Raw genomic sequence first — 14,325 nt, 5'->3', positions numbered from 1 at the left:
TCCTGGCATGACCACCGACCCCGCCCGACCGTTCGGGCGCGTCCTGACGGCGATGGTCACCCCGCTCGCCGAGGACGGCACGATCGACCTGGCCGGGGCGCAGGAGCTCGCCGCGCACCTGGTCGACCGCCGGGCGCACGACGGCCTGGTCGTCTTCGGGACGACGGGGGAGTCGCCGACCATCAGCGACAGCGAGCAGCACGCCGTGCTGGAGGCGGTGCTCGACGCCGTCGGCGACCGGGCCACCGTGGTCGCCGGCGTCGGCACCAACGACACCGCGCACTCGATCGAGAAGGCGCAGTCCGCCGCCCGCCTCGGCGTGCACGGCCTGATGGTCGTCACGCCGTACTACAACAAGCCCCCGCAGGCCGGGTTGCTCGCGCACTTCAGGGCGGTCGCGGACTCCACCGACCTGCCGGTGATGCTGTACGACATCCCGCCGCGCTCCGTCGTCCCGATCGAGGTCGAGACGCTGGTCCGCGCCGCGGAGCACCCGAACATCGTCGCGGTCAAGGACGCCAAGGGCGACCTCGGCGCCGTGGCCTGGACCAAGGCGCGCACCGACCTCGCCTACTACTCCGGCGAGGACATGCTGAACCTGCCGCTGCTCGCGCTCGGCGCGGTCGGCGTGGTCAGCGTGGTCGGGCACCTCGTCGGGCCGCGGCTGGCCGAGCTGGTCGCCGCGGTGGAGTCCGGCGACCTGGTCAAGGGGCGCGCCGTGAACGAGGCACTCCTCCCGGTCTACACCGGGATCTTCCGCACCCAGGGCGTCATCCTGGTCAAGGCGGCGCTGCGCGCACTGGGGCTGCCTGCCGGCCCGGTCCGCCCGCCGCTCGTCGACGCCACCCCCGAACAGCTGGAGCAACTGCGCATGGACCTCGCCGCCGGAGGCGTCACCCTGTGACCACCTCCTCCCTGACCGTGCAGCCGCACCTCGACCTCAAGGCCCCGCCGCCGCTGCCGAAGGGCGGCCTGCGGGTGATGGCCCTCGGCGGGCTCGGCGAGATCGGCCGCAACATGGCCGTGCTGGAGTTCGACGGCCAGCTGATGGTCATCGACTGCGGGGTGCTCTTCCCCGAGGCCGAGCAGCCCGGCATCGACCTGATCCTGCCCGACTTCGGGGTCATCGAGCACCGGCTGCAGGACATCACCGCCGTCGTCCTCACCCACGGGCACGAGGACCACATCGGGGCGGTGCCCTACCTGCTGCGGCTGCGCGCCGACATCCCGCTGGTCGGGTCCCGGTTCACCCTCGCGCTGGTCAAGGCCAAGCTGCGCGAGCACCGGATCGACCCGGTGCTGGTCGAGGTGGCCGCCGGCGACGACCACCTGGCCGGTCCGTTCCACTGCGAGTTCATCAGCGTCAACCACTCGATCCCCGACGCGCTGGCCGTGGCCGTGCACACCCCGGCGGGGACGCTGGTGCACACCGGCGACTTCAAGATGGACCAGCTGCCGCTGGACGGCGTGCTCACCGACCTGGGCGCCTTCGCGCGGCTGGGCGTCGAGGGCATCGACCTGCTGCTGGCCGACTCGACCAACGCCGAGGTGCCCGGGTTCGTCACCTCCGAGCGCAACATCGGCCCGGTGCTGGACTCGGTCTTCGAGCGGGCCAGCCAGCGGCTGATCGTCTCCAGCTTCGCCAGCCACGTGCACCGCATCCAGCAGGTGCTCGACTGCGCGGTCAAGCACAAGCGCAAGGTGGCCCTGGTGGGCCGCTCGATGGTCCGCAACATGGGCGTCGCCCAGGACCTCGGCCTGCTCCGGGTCGCCCCGGGGCTGATGGTCAAGCTCGACGAGGCGACCGCGATGCCGCCGGAGCAGGTGGTGCTGATCAGCACCGGCTCGCAGGGCGAGCCGCTGTCCGCGCTGGGCCGGATGGCCCGCGGCGACCACCACCAGGTGACCATCGAGGCCGGCGACACGATCATCCTGGCGTCCTCGCTGGTGCCCGGGAACGAGACCGCCGTCTACAAGGTGATCAACGGGCTGGCCCGGCTGGGCGCCACGGTGATCCACAAGGAGACGGCGATGGTGCACGTCTCCGGGCACGCCCCCGCCGGTGAGCTGCGGACCCTGATCAACGTGGCCAAGCCGCGGTACCTCATGCCGGTGCACGGCGAGTGGCGGCACCTGCGGGCGCACGCCGCGCTGGCCGAGCAGACCGGGATGACCGCCGACCGGATCCTGCTCGCCGAGGACGGCGTCGTCGTCGACCTGGTCGACGGCAAGGCCACCATCGTCGGCAGCGTCCCGATCGGCAACGTCTACGTCGACGGGCTCAACGTCGGCGACGTCGGCGAGGAGTCGCTGCAGGCCCGGCGGATCCTCGGCGACGAGGGGTTCGTCGCGCTCACCGTGGTCATCGAGCCCTCGACGCGCACCATCGTCCGGCCGGTGCACCTGTCCACCCGGGGCTTCTCCGACGACCCGAGCGCCTTCACCGAGGTGCTCGCGCTGGTCGAGAAGGAGCTCAAGCGGGCGATGGAGGACGAGCAGGTCGACGCCCACCGGCTGTCCCAGGTGATCCGCCGGACGGTCGGCAAGTGGGTGTCGGACAAGTACCGCCGCCGCCCGATGATCATCCCGACCGTCCTCGAGGTCTGAGCCGGGGGCCGGCCGGGCCCCGTGGTCCCGGCCGGCCCACGACTCAGAGGTCCGAGCGGAGCACCACCGCACCGGCCGAGTCGACGACCTCGAAGCCGGCGGCGTCCTGCCGGAGCACCGAGGAGTTCATGTTGCAGTTCAGCGGCTGGGCGCCCACCCCGACGAACTCCCCGGCGGCCACCTCGCGGCCCGCGTCGTCGCGCACCGTCAGCCGGTAGACCTCCCCGGCGGCGAAGCCGGAGCCGGACAGCTTCACCTCGACGCCCCAGGTGTGCGGGACGACGGCGGCGGTGGCGGTCACGCCCGCCCGGTCCACCTGGACGGCGACCGCCTCCAGCGGGGGCTGGGGCGGGACCGGCCGGGCCAGCCACCCCACCCCGAAGGCCGCGGCCGCGATGGCCACCGCGGCGACCGCGACCTGCAGCCGGGTCCGGCGGGCCCGGCGGGCGGCGAGGTCGGCCGGCCGCGGGCCCTCGGCGGCGATCCGGGCCAGCACGGCCTCGCCGAGCCCCGGCGGCGGGCCGGGGACGTCGTCGAGCCGGTCGGGGTCGACGTCGGCCAGCCGCCCGACCAGCGGTGCCAGCTCGGCCAACTCCGCCCGGCAGGAGGCGCAGCCGTCGAGGTGGGCGCCGACGGCGGCGCGCTCGGCGGGGGTGCCGTGGCCCAGCGCGTACACGCCCAGCTGCTCCCGCAGCCTCCGGTGGGCGTCCTGCGGCAGGTCGGTCACGGCTCCACTCCCATCTCCTCCATCGCGAGGCGCAAGGCCTTCAACCCGTAGAACACCCGGCTGCGCAGGGTCCCGACGGGGATCCCGAGCTCGGCGGCGACCTCGGCATGGGGCCGGCCGCGCAGGTGCGTCTGCACGATCGCGGCGCGGTGCTCGGCACCGATCCGGCGGAGCGCCTCCTCCACCACCCAGGCGTCCACCAGCCGCTCGTCGGTGCTCGGCCCCGGGTCCGCCGGGAGGTCGGTGCCGTCGGTCAGCTCGCGCTGCCACGGCCGGACGGCGAACCGCCGCGCCTCGTCCACCACCACGTTGCGGGCGATGGCGAACAACCAGGTGCGCAGGCTGGCCAGCTGCGGGTCGAAGGAGTCCGACGCCCGCCAGGCGCGCAGGAAGACCTCCTGGACGACGTCCTGCGCCGCCCCGCCGTCACCGAGCTGGCGCAGCGCGAAGCGGTACAGCTCGGGGCCGTGGGCGGCGTAGGCCGCGCGGACGTCGAGCTGCTCGGTCGGGGCCGGCCCTCGCTGACGCGCCATCACCGCTCCTCCCCCCGCCCTCGGGACGCCTCCGGGCGGACGTCGTCCGAGGGCATACGTCGCCGACGGCCGATCCGTTCACCGCCGGCAGAGGTGGATCCCGGGACGGGACGTCAGCGGACGACCTCGATCGGGGTGATGCCCTCCTCGGTGGGCAGCTGGAAGCCGAGCACCTGGGCGTAGAAGGAGAGCTCGCCGTCCAGGGCGGCCCGGATGTTCTCCGCCTTCCGGAAGCCGTGCTGCTCGCCGGCGAACAGCACGTAGGCGTGCGGGACGCCCTTCTCCCGCAGCGCGGCGACCATCATCTCCGCCTGCTCGGGCGGCACCACCCGGTCCTCGTCGCCCTGGAACACCGCCAGCGGGGTGTCGAGGGCGTCGGTGTGGTGGATGGGGGAGCGGGCGGCGTAGACGTCGGCGCCGGAGGGCCACGGCGCGATCAGCCCGTCGAGGTACCGGGACTCGAAGGAGTGCGTGTCCGCGGCGAGCGCGGCCAGGTCCGCGACGCCGTAGTGGCTGGCGCCGGCGGCGAAGACGCCCGGCCGGAAGGTGAGCGCCGCCAGCGTCGTGTAGCCACCGGCCGATCCGCCCCGGATCGCCAGCCGGGCGGGGTCGACCCGGCCCTGCTCGGCCAGCCACCGTGCGCAGGCCACCACGTCGTCCAGGTCGGTGATGCCCCAGCGGCCCTGCAGCGCGTCCCGGAAGCGCCGGCCGTAGCCGGTGGAGCCGCGGTAGTCGACGTCGGCGACGGCGAAGCCGCGGGAGGTCCAGTACTGGACGCCGAGGTCCAGCACCGACCGGGCGGCGGAGGTGGGGCCGCCGTGCACGAGCACCAGCAGCGGGGGGAGCTCGTCGTCGGGTCCGACCACCTGCGGGTTGGTCGGCGGGTAGACCAGCGCGTGCGCCTCGCCGACCCCGCAGTCCCGCGGGTCGGTGGGGAAGGTGACGTGCTCCGGGCGGGAGAACCAGGCCGGGTCCACGCCCAGCTCCCGGGCCGGCCGGAGCACCTCCGCGGCGCCGTCCAGCGCCACTCGCAGCACCACCGGCTCGGAGGCCGGCCCGCCCGCCACGCAGACCACCGCGTCCCCGGCCGCGCGCAGCTGCCCGAACGACGCGTGCTCCGAGGGCAGCTCGCGCACCTCGCCGTCCGTGCCCACCACGGCGAGCCGGTCGGCGCCGTCCCGGCCGTAGGCGACCACCGCCCGGCCGTCGGGCAGCAGCGCGAAGCGGCTCTGCCCGAACACCCACTGCGGGCCGGCGATGTCGCTGCCCGCGTCGAGCACGAGCTCCACCTCGCCGTGCGGCCGGCGGCGGTGCAGCGACCAGACGTCCGTGCGGTCGTCGAGCCACCACAGCGAGAGGTCGGCACCCCACACCGGCTGGACGACCGACTGCCCGGGGCCGCCGGCCAGCACGTGGTCGGTGCCGTCGGCGGCCCGGACCACGAGCTGCGCGGTGTCCCAGGGCATGTTCGGGTGGTCCCACTGCAGCCAGGCCAGCGTCACGCCGTCCGGCGCCCGCCGCGGGTCGGAGACGAAGTCCGGCCCGCTCACCAGCACCTCGACCGCGCCGTCGGCGGCTACCCGGACCACCTCGTGGACAACCTCGGCGGCCAGGCCCGAGGCGGTGTGCGTCTCCCGGACGGCCAGCACGCCGTCGCCGTCGGCGGACAGGTCGGCGAACCGGACACCGGCCGGGACCTCCGGCTCGGGGGTGACGGCGACCGGCTCGGTGCTGCCCGGGTCCACCCGGTACAGCCGCTGGTCGGCGTAGTGGGTGAACCAGACGGTGCCCCCGGCGACGGTCCACGCCGCGCCGCCGTACTCGTGCACCCGGGTGCGGGCGTTCCACGGCGGGGGGAGGAGGTCGGTGGTGGTCCCGTCGGGGCCGCGCCGCACCAGCACCGTGCGACCACCCTCGCTGGGCCGGCCCTCGGCCCACCAGACGTCGTCCCCGTCGACGACCACCTCGCCGAGCCGGGCCGCGGCGCGCACGACCAGCTCGGAGGTGATCGGCGTCGGCCAGCTGCCGTGGGGGAGGGTGCGCGGGGAGTCGGTCACGGACCAGACCGTAATTGCCCTGACCAGCCTGGGTCCCGGCTGAGTCCGCGCCGGACACGCGGCACCAGATGGGCCGCGGGAGCACCCGACCGGATTACCGTCTGACGCATGCCTGCTCGCGCGTCGACGTCGAACCGGGCGCCGGCGCGTGGGAGCGGCTCCACGCGCCCCCGCTCCGGCAGCACCGCAGCCAAGAAGCGCCCCCCGGCCAAGCGCGGCTCCACCGCCGCCCGGCGACCGGCCCCGAAGCGGACCCAGAGCACCCTCGCCGGCAGCCTGTGGCGCGGTGCCACCGGCACGTGGGGCCTGCTGGCCCGCGGCGCCGGCGCGGTCGCCCGGTCGGTCGCCCGGCCCGAGGAGGCCGAGCCGCTGGCCGCCGAGCACCGGCGGGACGGGGTCGGTCTCGCCGTCCTCGGCCTGGCCATCGTGCTCGGCGCCGCGACCTGGACCGACGGGATCGGCCCGGTCGGCGCCGGGCTGGCCGACGCCGTCCGGTGGGCGATCGGCGGGCTCACCGCCGCGCTGCCGGTCGTGCTGTTCCTGGTCGCGCTGCGGCTGCTCCGCCACCCGCCGCACCCCGAGGCCCGCGGCCGGCTGGTCATCGGCTGGACCAGCGTGGTCGCCGCGGTCGTCGGCATCGCCCACGTCACCGGCCCCGACGTCAGCCCGGACGACCGGACCGGCGCCGGCGGCCTGCTCGGCTGGGCGGTCGGCAGCCCGCTGACCGCGGGCCTGGGCAGCGTCGTCACGGTGCTGCTGCTGGTCCTGCTGGCCTTCTTCGGGCTGCTCGTCGTCACCGCCACCCCGGTGCACCAGGTGCCCGAACGGCTCCGCGAGTGGGCCGACCGGCAACTCGGCCGGGACGACGAGGACGACGACGACCTCGAGTTCTACGACGACGAGGACGAGGAGCCCGCGCCGAAGGCCCGGCGCGGCCGGAAGTCGGCCGCCTCCGAGGTGCAGGACACCCTGGACACCGGCGTCATCGACCACGCCGCCTACGCCGAGGCCCCGCAGGCGGTCGCGCACGAGCCGGCCGCCGAGGCCGTCCCGGTGGCCGCCGCCCCGGCCCGCCGGGCGCCGATGCCGGTCGACCGGACCGCCCCGCCGGAGGACCTGCCGCCCATCGAGGAGCCCGAGCAGCTCCGCATCGAGCCGGTCGAGGGCACCTACACGCTGCCCTCGGTGAGCGTGCTGCGCCCGGGCACCCCGCCGCGCGCCAAGTCCAAGGCCAACGACGTCGCCATCGAGGCGATCACCGGCGTGCTCGAGCAGTTCAACATCGACGCCGCCGTCACCAGCTACACCCGCGGCCCGACGGTCACCCGCTACGAGATCGAGCTGGGCAACGCGGTCAAGGTCGAGAAGATCACCGCGCTGACCAAGAACCTCGCCTACGCGGTGGCCAACGACAACATCCGCATCCTCGCCCCGATCCCGGGCAAGTCGGCGGTGGGCGTCGAGGTGCCCAACACCGACCGGGAGACGGTCAGCCTCGGCGACGTCATGCGCTCGCAGGTGGCCAAGCAGGACCCGCACCCGATGCTGGTCGGGCTGGGCAAGGACATCGAGGGCGGCTTCGTCTGCGCCAACCTGGCGAAGATGCCGCACCTGCTCGTCGCCGGCGCCACCGGCGCCGGCAAGTCCAGCTGCATCAACTCGCTGCTGACGTCGCTGCTGCTGCGGGCCACCCCGGACCAGCTGCGGATGATCCTGGTCGACCCGAAGATGGTCGAGCTCACGCCCTACGACGGCATCCCGCACCTGATCACGCCGATCATCACCGACCCCAAGAAGGCCGCCACCGCGCTGGCCTGGCTGGTCGAGGAGATGGAGCAGCGCTACCAGGACATGCGGGCCACCGGTGTGCGGCACATCGACGACTTCAACCGCAAGGTGGAGCGCGGCGAGATCACCGCCCCGCCCGGCAGCGAGCGCGTCTACCAGCCCTACCCGTACATCCTCACGATCGTCGACGAGCTCGCCGACCTGATGATGGTCGCCCCGCGGGACGTCGAGGAGTCGATCGTCCGGATCACCCAGAAGGCCCGCGCGGCCGGCATCCACCTGGTGCTGGCCACCCAGCGGCCCTCGGTCGACGTCGTCACCGGCCTGATCAAGGCCAACGTCCCCTCGCGGCTGGCGTTCTCCACCTCCAGCCTCACCGACAGCCGGGTCATCCTCGACCAGCCCGGCGCGGAGAAGCTGATCGGCATGGGCGACGCCCTGTTCCTGCCGATCGGTGCGGGCAAGCCGATCCGGGTCCAGGGCGCCTACGTCTCCGACGCGGAGATCGAGGCGGTCGTCGAGTTCACCAAGCGGCAGGCCGAGCCCGAGTACCGCGAAGAGGTCTTCACCGCCGCCGCCGGTGAGAAGAAGGAGATCGACGAGGACATCGGCAGCGACCTGGAGCTGCTCGTCCAGGCCGTCGAGCTCGTCGTCACCAGCCAGTTCGGGTCCACCTCGATGCTGCAGCGCAAGCTGCGGGTCGGCTTCGCCAAGGCCGGCCGGCTGATGGACCTCATGGAGAGCCGCGGCATCGTCGGGCCGTCGGAGGGCTCCAAGGCCCGGGACGTGCTGATCAAGCCCGACGAGCTGGAGTCGGTCATGTTCACCCTCCGCGGGGGGCAGCTGTGAGCGAGGACCTGGCTGGTGCGCCCCCCGGCCGGGGGGCGGACGGCGCTTAGGATGAGCCGGTGCCAGCTCTGCCCCTCCCCCTGACGTCCCTCGAAGGGCAGCCCCCCGCCGCCGCGCCCCGCCGCGTGGCGGTGGTGACCCTCGGCTGCGCCCGCAACGAGGTCGACTCGGAGGAGCTCGCCGGCCGGCTGGCCGGCGACGGCTACCAGCTGGTCGAGGACGCCGACGACGCCGACGCGGTGCTGGTCAACACCTGCGGGTTCATCGAGACCGCGAAGAAGGACTCCGTCGACGCGATCCTCGCCGCGACCGACTCCGGTGCCGAGGTCATCGCCGTGGGCTGCATGGCCGAGCGCTACGGCGCCGAGCTCGCCGGTGCGCTGCCCGAGGCCACGGTGCTCGGCTTCGACGACTACACCGCGATCGGCGACCGGCTCGACGACGTCCTCAGCGGCCGCCCGCTCGTGCCGCACACCCCGCGCGACCGGCGCACCCTGCTGCCGATCAGCCCGGTGGAGCGCACCGCGGCCGTCGCGACCGACGACGCCCCGGCGATCCCCGGGCACGACTGGCTCAAGCGCAAGCGGCTGGCCGTCGGCCCCTCGGCGGCGCTGAAGATCGCCTCAGGCTGCGACCGACGCTGCTCGTTCTGCGCCATCCCCGCCTTCCGCGGCGCCTTCGTCTCCCGGCCGGCGGGCGAGGTGCTCGGCGAGGCCCACTGGCTGGCCGGCCAGGGCGTCACCGAGATCGTGCTGGTCAGCGAGAACTCCACCTCCTACGGCAAGGACGCCGGCGACCTGCGCTCGCTGGAGAAGCTGCTGCCCCAGCTGGCCGCGGTGCCGGGCATCGCCCGGGTCCGGGTGGCCTACCTGCAGCCGGCGGAGCTCCGGCCGGGGCTGCTGGAGGTCATCGCCGCGACACCGGGCATCGCGCCCTACTTCGACCTGTCCTTCCAGCACTCCTCGCCGGGCCTGCTGCGCCGGATGCGCCGCTTCGGCGGCACCGACGACTTCCTCGGGATCATCGAGCGGGCCCGCGCGCTCGCCCCCGGGGCCGGCTTCCGCACCAACGTCATCCTCGGGTTCCCGGGGGAGACGGAGGACGACGTCGCCGAGCTCGAGCGCTTCCTCGTCGCCGGCCGGCTCGACGCCGTCGGGGTGTTCGGCTACTCCGACGAGGAGGGCACCGAGGCGCTCGGCCTGCCCGGCAAGCTCGACCAGCACGAGATCGACGCCCGGGTCCGGCGGATCACCGACCTGGTCGAGGAGCTCACCGCCCAGCGCGCGGAGGCCCGCATCGGCACCACGGTCGAGGTGCTGCTCACCGAGGACCTCGCCGAGGCCGAGGGGGCCGGCACCTGGGCCGGGCACGCCGCCCACCAGGACCCGGACGCCGACGGCACCACCACGGTCGCCGGGGTGCCCGCCGGTACGGTGGCCGGGCAGCTGGTGACGGCGACGGTCGTGGACACCGAGGGCGTGGACCTGCTGGCCCGCGCCGTCGTGCCGGCGCTCGCGGCAGCCGGGGTCTGACGGACGTGCGCGCGCCGGCGAGCCCACCGGAGGGGACCGGATGAGCGCCGTGGTGCCCGAGGGCTCGGCGGACCCGGCGGCGACACCCCCGCAGTCGGTGCGGCTGGTCAACCTGCCCAACGCGCTGACCCTCTTCCGGCTCGCGGTCGTGCCCCTGTTCGCCCTGCTGCTGCTCTCCGACGGCGGCATGGACGACGGGCGGCGGGTCTGGGCCACGCTGTTCTTCGCCGGCGCCATCATCACCGACCGCTACGACGGCATGATCGCCCGCCGGACCAACCAGGTGACCGAGTTCGGGAAGCTCGCCGACCCGATCGCCGACAAGGCGCTCACCGGCACGGCGCTGCTGGGGCTGTCGATCCTCGGCCTGCTGCCCTGGTGGGTCACCGTGGTGATCCTGGTCCGCGAGGTCGGGGTCACCCTGCTGCGGTTCTGGGTCATCCGGCACGGGGTGATCGCCGCCAGCCGCGGCGGCAAGGCCAAGACCGTGCTGCAGGCGCTGGCCATCGGGCTCTACATCCTGCCGCTCACCGGCGTGCTGGCCTCGCTGCGCTGGTGGGTCATGGCGGCCGCCCTGGTGCTCACCGTCGTCACCGGCATCGACTACGTCTACCGGGCACTCACCCTGCGGCGCACCAGCGCGCGGGCCCTGAAGGCCGCTGAGGCCCGTCGAGCGGCGGCCGGCGGTGACAGCGCACCCGGGCGCACCCGCCGGGACGACGCCGCGTGAGCCTGCCACCGGCCGAGCCGACGACCGCGGCACGGGTGCACGCCGGGCTGCTCGCCCGCGGGGAGACCGTGGCCGCGGCCGAGTCGCTCACCGCCGGGCTGTTCTGCGCCACACTGGCCTCCGTGCCCGGCGCCAGCGGCACGCTGCGCGGTGGTGCGGTCGTCTACGCCACCGACCTGAAGACGGCGCTGGCCGGGGTACCGGCCGACCTGCTCGCCGAGCACGGGCCGGTCAGCGAGCGCACCGCCGCGGCGCTCGCCGAGGGCATCCGGGTCCGCTGCGCGGCGACCTGGGGCGTCGGGCTCACCGGCGTCGCCGGCCCCGACCCCGTTGACGGTCACGCCCCCGGCCGGGTCTACCTCGGGCTCAGCGACGGGCTGCTCACCGTCGTCCACGAGCTCGACCTGCCCGGCGACCGCGCCGAGGTGCGCGCCGGCGCGGTGCAGACCGCGCTGCTGCGGCTGCTCGAGCGGCTCGACGAGCACCCGCTGCCGGCCGGGAACCACCCGGGCCGCGCCGGTGTTACGCCATGAGCGGACGTGCCCCCACCGGGACGGTGACCGGGGTCATGGCCGCGTACGGTGACCACACGGGGTCCTCCGGTCCGTCCGGTCGGTGCCCGTGCACACGACACCACGTGCAGGAACTGCGCGTCGGAGTGGACAGGAGACGGCCATGACGCTGCTGCGCACACAGCTGGGGAACACCCTGCGGGGTCACCGGCTGCGGCAGCGGCGGACGCTGCGCGACGTCTCGGGCGCGGCCCGGGTCAGCCTGGGCTACCTGTCGGAGGTCGAGCGGGGGCAGAAGGAGGCGTCCTCCGAGCTGCTCGCCTCGATCTGCGACGCCCTCGACGTCGAGCTGGCCGACCTGCTGGCCGAGGTCAGCCTGGAGATGCGGCTGGCCGAGCCGGCCCGCCGCCCGGTGCGCCCGGTCGCGCTCGCCGGGGTCGGCGCCGGCCGTCCCCGGTGCCCCCGACGACGACCCGGCCGCGGCCGCGGAGTCCGAGACCGCCGAGCAGCAGGCCACCGAGGCCCCCGTCGCCGAGCCCGCCCTGGCGCTGGTCGGCGGCGCCCAGCCGGCCCGCTCCGGTGCCCGGGCGACCGGCGCCGTCTGCCTCGCCGCCTGACGAAGGACCCCCTCGCCCCCCACGCCTCGCTCCGCTCGGCGTGGGGCCCTGCGAGGGGGCCGTTCCAGTACGTCACCGTGGGACGGGTGCTGCTCGCGAGGCGACACGAACACCGCTCGGCGTCCACCTGCTTGACCCAGTGCGACCATCAAGGCACAAAGTGTCCATGTCTTCCCCCGGATCCCGCACCCAGCTGACGCCGCAGTCCTCCGCGCCGGCGGCTCCCGGTCGTACCGGGGTCACCGTCCTGGAGGCCGACGCGGCGGAGGCCGCCGCTGCCGAGGCGGCCGCCACGGCCGGGCACCACCTGACGACGCCGGTGCCGGTCGGGGCCTTCCTGCAGCCGCCCGCGCCGGGCCTGCAGCTCACCGCGCCGGTGCCGTCGCTGACCGCCGTGGGCCGTCCCGGCGCCCCGCCCCACCGCCGCGGGGCCGCGCAAAAGCCGCCGTCCGCTGACCCGGCCCGGGGTCGCGATGAGCCGCACCCGCCGCGGCCTGCTCACCGGGGCACGCAGCGCCTTCGCCGAGCGCGGTCTGAAGAAGACGACCATGCAGCACGTCGCCGCTGCCGCCGGCGTCGCGAAGGCCACGCTGTACAACCACTTCCGCACCAAGGACGACGTCGCGCAGGCCCTGGTCGCCTTCGAGCTCGACCGGCTGGCCGCGCTCGCCGCCGAGCTCCCGCTCACCGTCGCAGTGCCCGCGCTGGCCGAGGAGGTCGGCGCGCACCCGGTGCTCCGCCGGCTGGCCGAGACCGAGCCGGAGACCCTGGTGCAGATGATGGGGCTGGACTCCGAGCGGTGGGGTGACGTCGTCCTGACCCTCGCCTCCGCGCTGCGGATCAGCCGCCCCGAGGCCGAGCTGGTCTGCCGGTGGCTGCTGGGCCTGGTGCTGCAGCCGGGCACGGCGCCGGAGCGCGCCGCGCAGGCCGCCGTCGTCACCGGGCAGCTCGTCGGCTGACCTCCGCCGGCCCCGTCGGCCGCCCGTGCCCGCCCCGGTGGGCCGGGCGGCCGTGTCGTGTCCGGGGTCACAGCGGGGGAGCGGGCATGGCATCGTGGCGGCACGCCGCGAGCAGTGCGCGGGCTCGGTCGACCGGTTCCCGGAGGGCGTCGTGCGGTACCTGTTCCGGCCCCCGGCCGCCGAGGCCGCCGGGCTCCTCGCCCTCCCATGGCACCAGCCGCTGAAGGACTGGGACCCCGCCCTGCTGCTCGAGGTGCCCCAGCGCGGCATCTCCCGGCACGTCGTGCGCTTCACCGTGTCCGAGGGGCGGGTGTACGCCCTCAAGGAGATCGCCGAACCGCTGGCCCGGCACGAGTACTCGCTGCTCGCGGAGTTCGAGGCCGAGGGGCTGCCGTCGGTGTCGGTGCTGGGCATCTGCATCGACCGGCCCGACGAGCAGGACGCCATCCTGGTCACCCGGTACCTCGAGTACTCGATGTCCTACCGGTACGTGTTCAGCGGGCCGCGGGCGGCGCACGCACCCGACCGGCTGCTGGACACGCTCGCCCAGCTGCTCGTCCGGCTGCACCTGGCCGGCGTCTACTGGGGCGACTGCTCGCTGTCCAACACCCTCTTCCGCCGCGACGCCGGCGCGTTCACCGCGTACCTGGTCGACGCCGAGACCGCCGAGCGCTACTCGACCCTGTCCGCCGGGATGCGCGCCTACGACGTCGACCTGGCCCGGGAACGGGTCGGCGCCGAGCTGATGGACCTGCAGGCCGGTGAGCTGCTGTCGCCGGACATCGACCCCATCGAGGTCGCCGACGGCCTCGCCGGCCGCTACGAGGCGCTGTGGGACGAGGTCACCCGCGAGGAGGTCTTCCGGGTCGACGAGCAGGCCTACCGGGTGGCCGAGCGCCTGCAGCGGATCAACGACCTCGGCTTCGACGTCGGCGAGGTGGAGCTGGTGACCTCCCCGGAGGGCGCCCGGCTGCGGGTGGAGACCCGGGTGTCCGAGCCGGGGCAGCAGCGCCACGAGCTGTTCCGGCTCACCGGCCTGGAGGTGCAGGAGAACCAGGCCCGGCGGCTGCTCAACGACCTGTGGTCCTACCGGGCCTTCCTCGAGCAGCGGGCCGGCAGGCCGGTGCCCGAGGCGGTGGCCGGACGGCGCTGGCTGGCCGAGGTCTACCAGCCGGTCCTCGACATCGTCCCGGCCGAGCTCGCCGGGCGCCTGGAGCCCGCGGAGGTCTTCCACGAGGTGCTCGAGCACCGCTGGTTCCTCTCCGAGCAGGCCGGCTTCGACGTCGGCACCTGGGCGGCCGCACGCTCCTACGTCCAGCACGAACTGCCCCGCACCCCAGCGGTGATGACCACCCCCTCGGTCATCGCAGATCGCGGGACGGTCACAGCTCCGGCCTCAGATTGACACAGCATG

General features: G+C 74.8%; 12 protein-coding genes. 9 read left to right on the top strand and 3 right to left on the bottom strand.

Annotated features, from left to right (window positions below; translation table 11 throughout):
• Positions 1-7: 7 nt before the first annotated feature.
• Positions 8-904 (top strand): 4-hydroxy-tetrahydrodipicolinate synthase, encoded by an 897-nt coding sequence (dapA, locus tag MODMU_RS20505; protein WP_014742300.1) that lies wholly within the window; start codon positions 8-10, stop codon positions 902-904.
• Entirely contained in the window at positions 901-2,607 is a 1,707-nt protein-coding gene (locus tag MODMU_RS20500) for a ribonuclease J (RefSeq protein ID WP_014742299.1), read from the top strand. Before dapA ends, MODMU_RS20500 begins: the two co-directional genes overlap by 4 nt.
• Positions 2,608-2,650: 43 nt before the next feature.
• Here MODMU_RS20500 and MODMU_RS20495 read toward each other — a convergent pair whose 3' ends face one another.
• From MODMU_RS20495 to MODMU_RS20485, 3 genes are all read right to left on the bottom strand, one after another.
• On the bottom strand, positions 2,651-3,334 hold the full coding sequence (locus MODMU_RS20495) for an anti-sigma factor family protein (RefSeq protein WP_014742298.1): 684 nt from the start codon (positions 3,332-3,334) through the stop codon (positions 2,651-2,653).
• Positions 3,331-3,867, bottom strand: coding sequence for a sigma-70 family RNA polymerase sigma factor (locus MODMU_RS20490; protein ID WP_041795493.1), 537 nt, complete (start codon positions 3,865-3,867; stop codon positions 3,331-3,333). Before MODMU_RS20490 ends, MODMU_RS20495 begins: the two co-directional genes overlap by 4 nt.
• A 113-nt stretch (positions 3,868-3,980) precedes the next feature.
• Positions 3,981-5,924, bottom strand: a complete 1,944-nt coding sequence (locus tag MODMU_RS20485) for a S9 family peptidase (RefSeq protein WP_014742296.1) — start codon at positions 5,922-5,924, stop codon at positions 3,981-3,983.
• 108 nt (positions 5,925-6,032) lie between these two features.
• On the opposite strand from MODMU_RS20485, the gene MODMU_RS20480 reads away from it, so the two are divergent.
• The 7 genes from MODMU_RS20480 (at position 6,033) to MODMU_RS20450 (ending at position 14,316) form a co-directional block, all read left to right on the top strand.
• Entirely contained in the window at positions 6,033-8,561 is a 2,529-nt protein-coding gene (locus MODMU_RS20480) for an FtsK/SpoIIIE family DNA translocase (RefSeq protein WP_014742294.1), read from the top strand.
• 59 nt (positions 8,562-8,620) lie between these two features.
• Positions 8,621-10,093, top strand: coding sequence for a MiaB/RimO family radical SAM methylthiotransferase (locus tag MODMU_RS20475; RefSeq protein ID WP_014742293.1), 1,473 nt, complete (start codon positions 8,621-8,623; stop codon positions 10,091-10,093).
• A 40-nt stretch (positions 10,094-10,133) separates the two neighbouring features.
• Complete coding sequence (gene pgsA / locus MODMU_RS20470) at positions 10,134-10,823, top strand: CDP-diacylglycerol--glycerol-3-phosphate 3-phosphatidyltransferase (protein WP_014742292.1); 690 nt, start codon at positions 10,134-10,136, stop codon at positions 10,821-10,823.
• Positions 10,820-11,356, top strand: coding sequence for a CinA family protein (locus MODMU_RS20465; protein ID WP_014742291.1), 537 nt, complete (start codon positions 10,820-10,822; stop codon positions 11,354-11,356). Before pgsA ends, MODMU_RS20465 begins: the two co-directional genes overlap by 4 nt.
• A 142-nt stretch (positions 11,357-11,498) precedes the next feature.
• Complete coding sequence (locus MODMU_RS30385; RefSeq protein WP_014742290.1) at positions 11,499-12,149, top strand: helix-turn-helix domain-containing protein; 651 nt, start codon at positions 11,499-11,501, stop codon at positions 12,147-12,149.
• 276 nt (positions 12,150-12,425) lie between these two features.
• A complete protein-coding gene (locus MODMU_RS20455; RefSeq protein ID WP_014742288.1) occupies positions 12,426-12,911 on the top strand; it encodes a TetR/AcrR family transcriptional regulator in 486 nt (161 codons plus the stop codon).
• Positions 12,912-13,005: 94 nt separating this feature from the next.
• On the top strand, positions 13,006-14,316 hold the full coding sequence (locus MODMU_RS20450; RefSeq protein WP_014742287.1) for a DUF4032 domain-containing protein: 1,311 nt from the start codon (positions 13,006-13,008) through the stop codon (positions 14,314-14,316).
• Positions 14,317-14,325 lie beyond the last annotated feature (9 nt).

The organism is Modestobacter italicus (assembly GCF_000306785.1).
In the GTDB taxonomy this organism is placed as follows: Bacteria; Actinomycetota; Actinomycetes; order Mycobacteriales; family Geodermatophilaceae; genus Modestobacter; species Modestobacter italicus.
This window is presented reverse-complemented; position numbering and strand designations above follow the sequence as displayed.

Excerpts from the sequence above, each read along its gene's own strand:
- MODMU_RS20455 (WP_014742288.1), top strand. The coding sequence starts at position 12,426 with ATGAGCCGCACCCGCCGCGGCCTGCTCACCGGGGCACGCAGCGCCTTC.
- MODMU_RS30385 (WP_014742290.1), top strand. The coding sequence starts at position 11,499 with ATGACGCTGCTGCGCACACAGCTGGGGAACACCCTGCGGGGTCACCGG.
- MODMU_RS20490 (WP_041795493.1), bottom strand. The coding sequence starts at position 3,867 with ATGGCGCGTCAGCGAGGGCCGGCCCCGACCGAGCAGCTCGACGTCCGC.
- pgsA (WP_014742292.1), top strand. The coding sequence starts at position 10,134 with ATGAGCGCCGTGGTGCCCGAGGGCTCGGCGGACCCGGCGGCGACACCC.
- dapA (WP_014742300.1), top strand. The coding sequence starts at position 8 with ATGACCACCGACCCCGCCCGACCGTTCGGGCGCGTCCTGACGGCGATG.
- MODMU_RS20480 (WP_014742294.1), top strand. The coding sequence starts at position 6,033 with ATGCCTGCTCGCGCGTCGACGTCGAACCGGGCGCCGGCGCGTGGGAGC.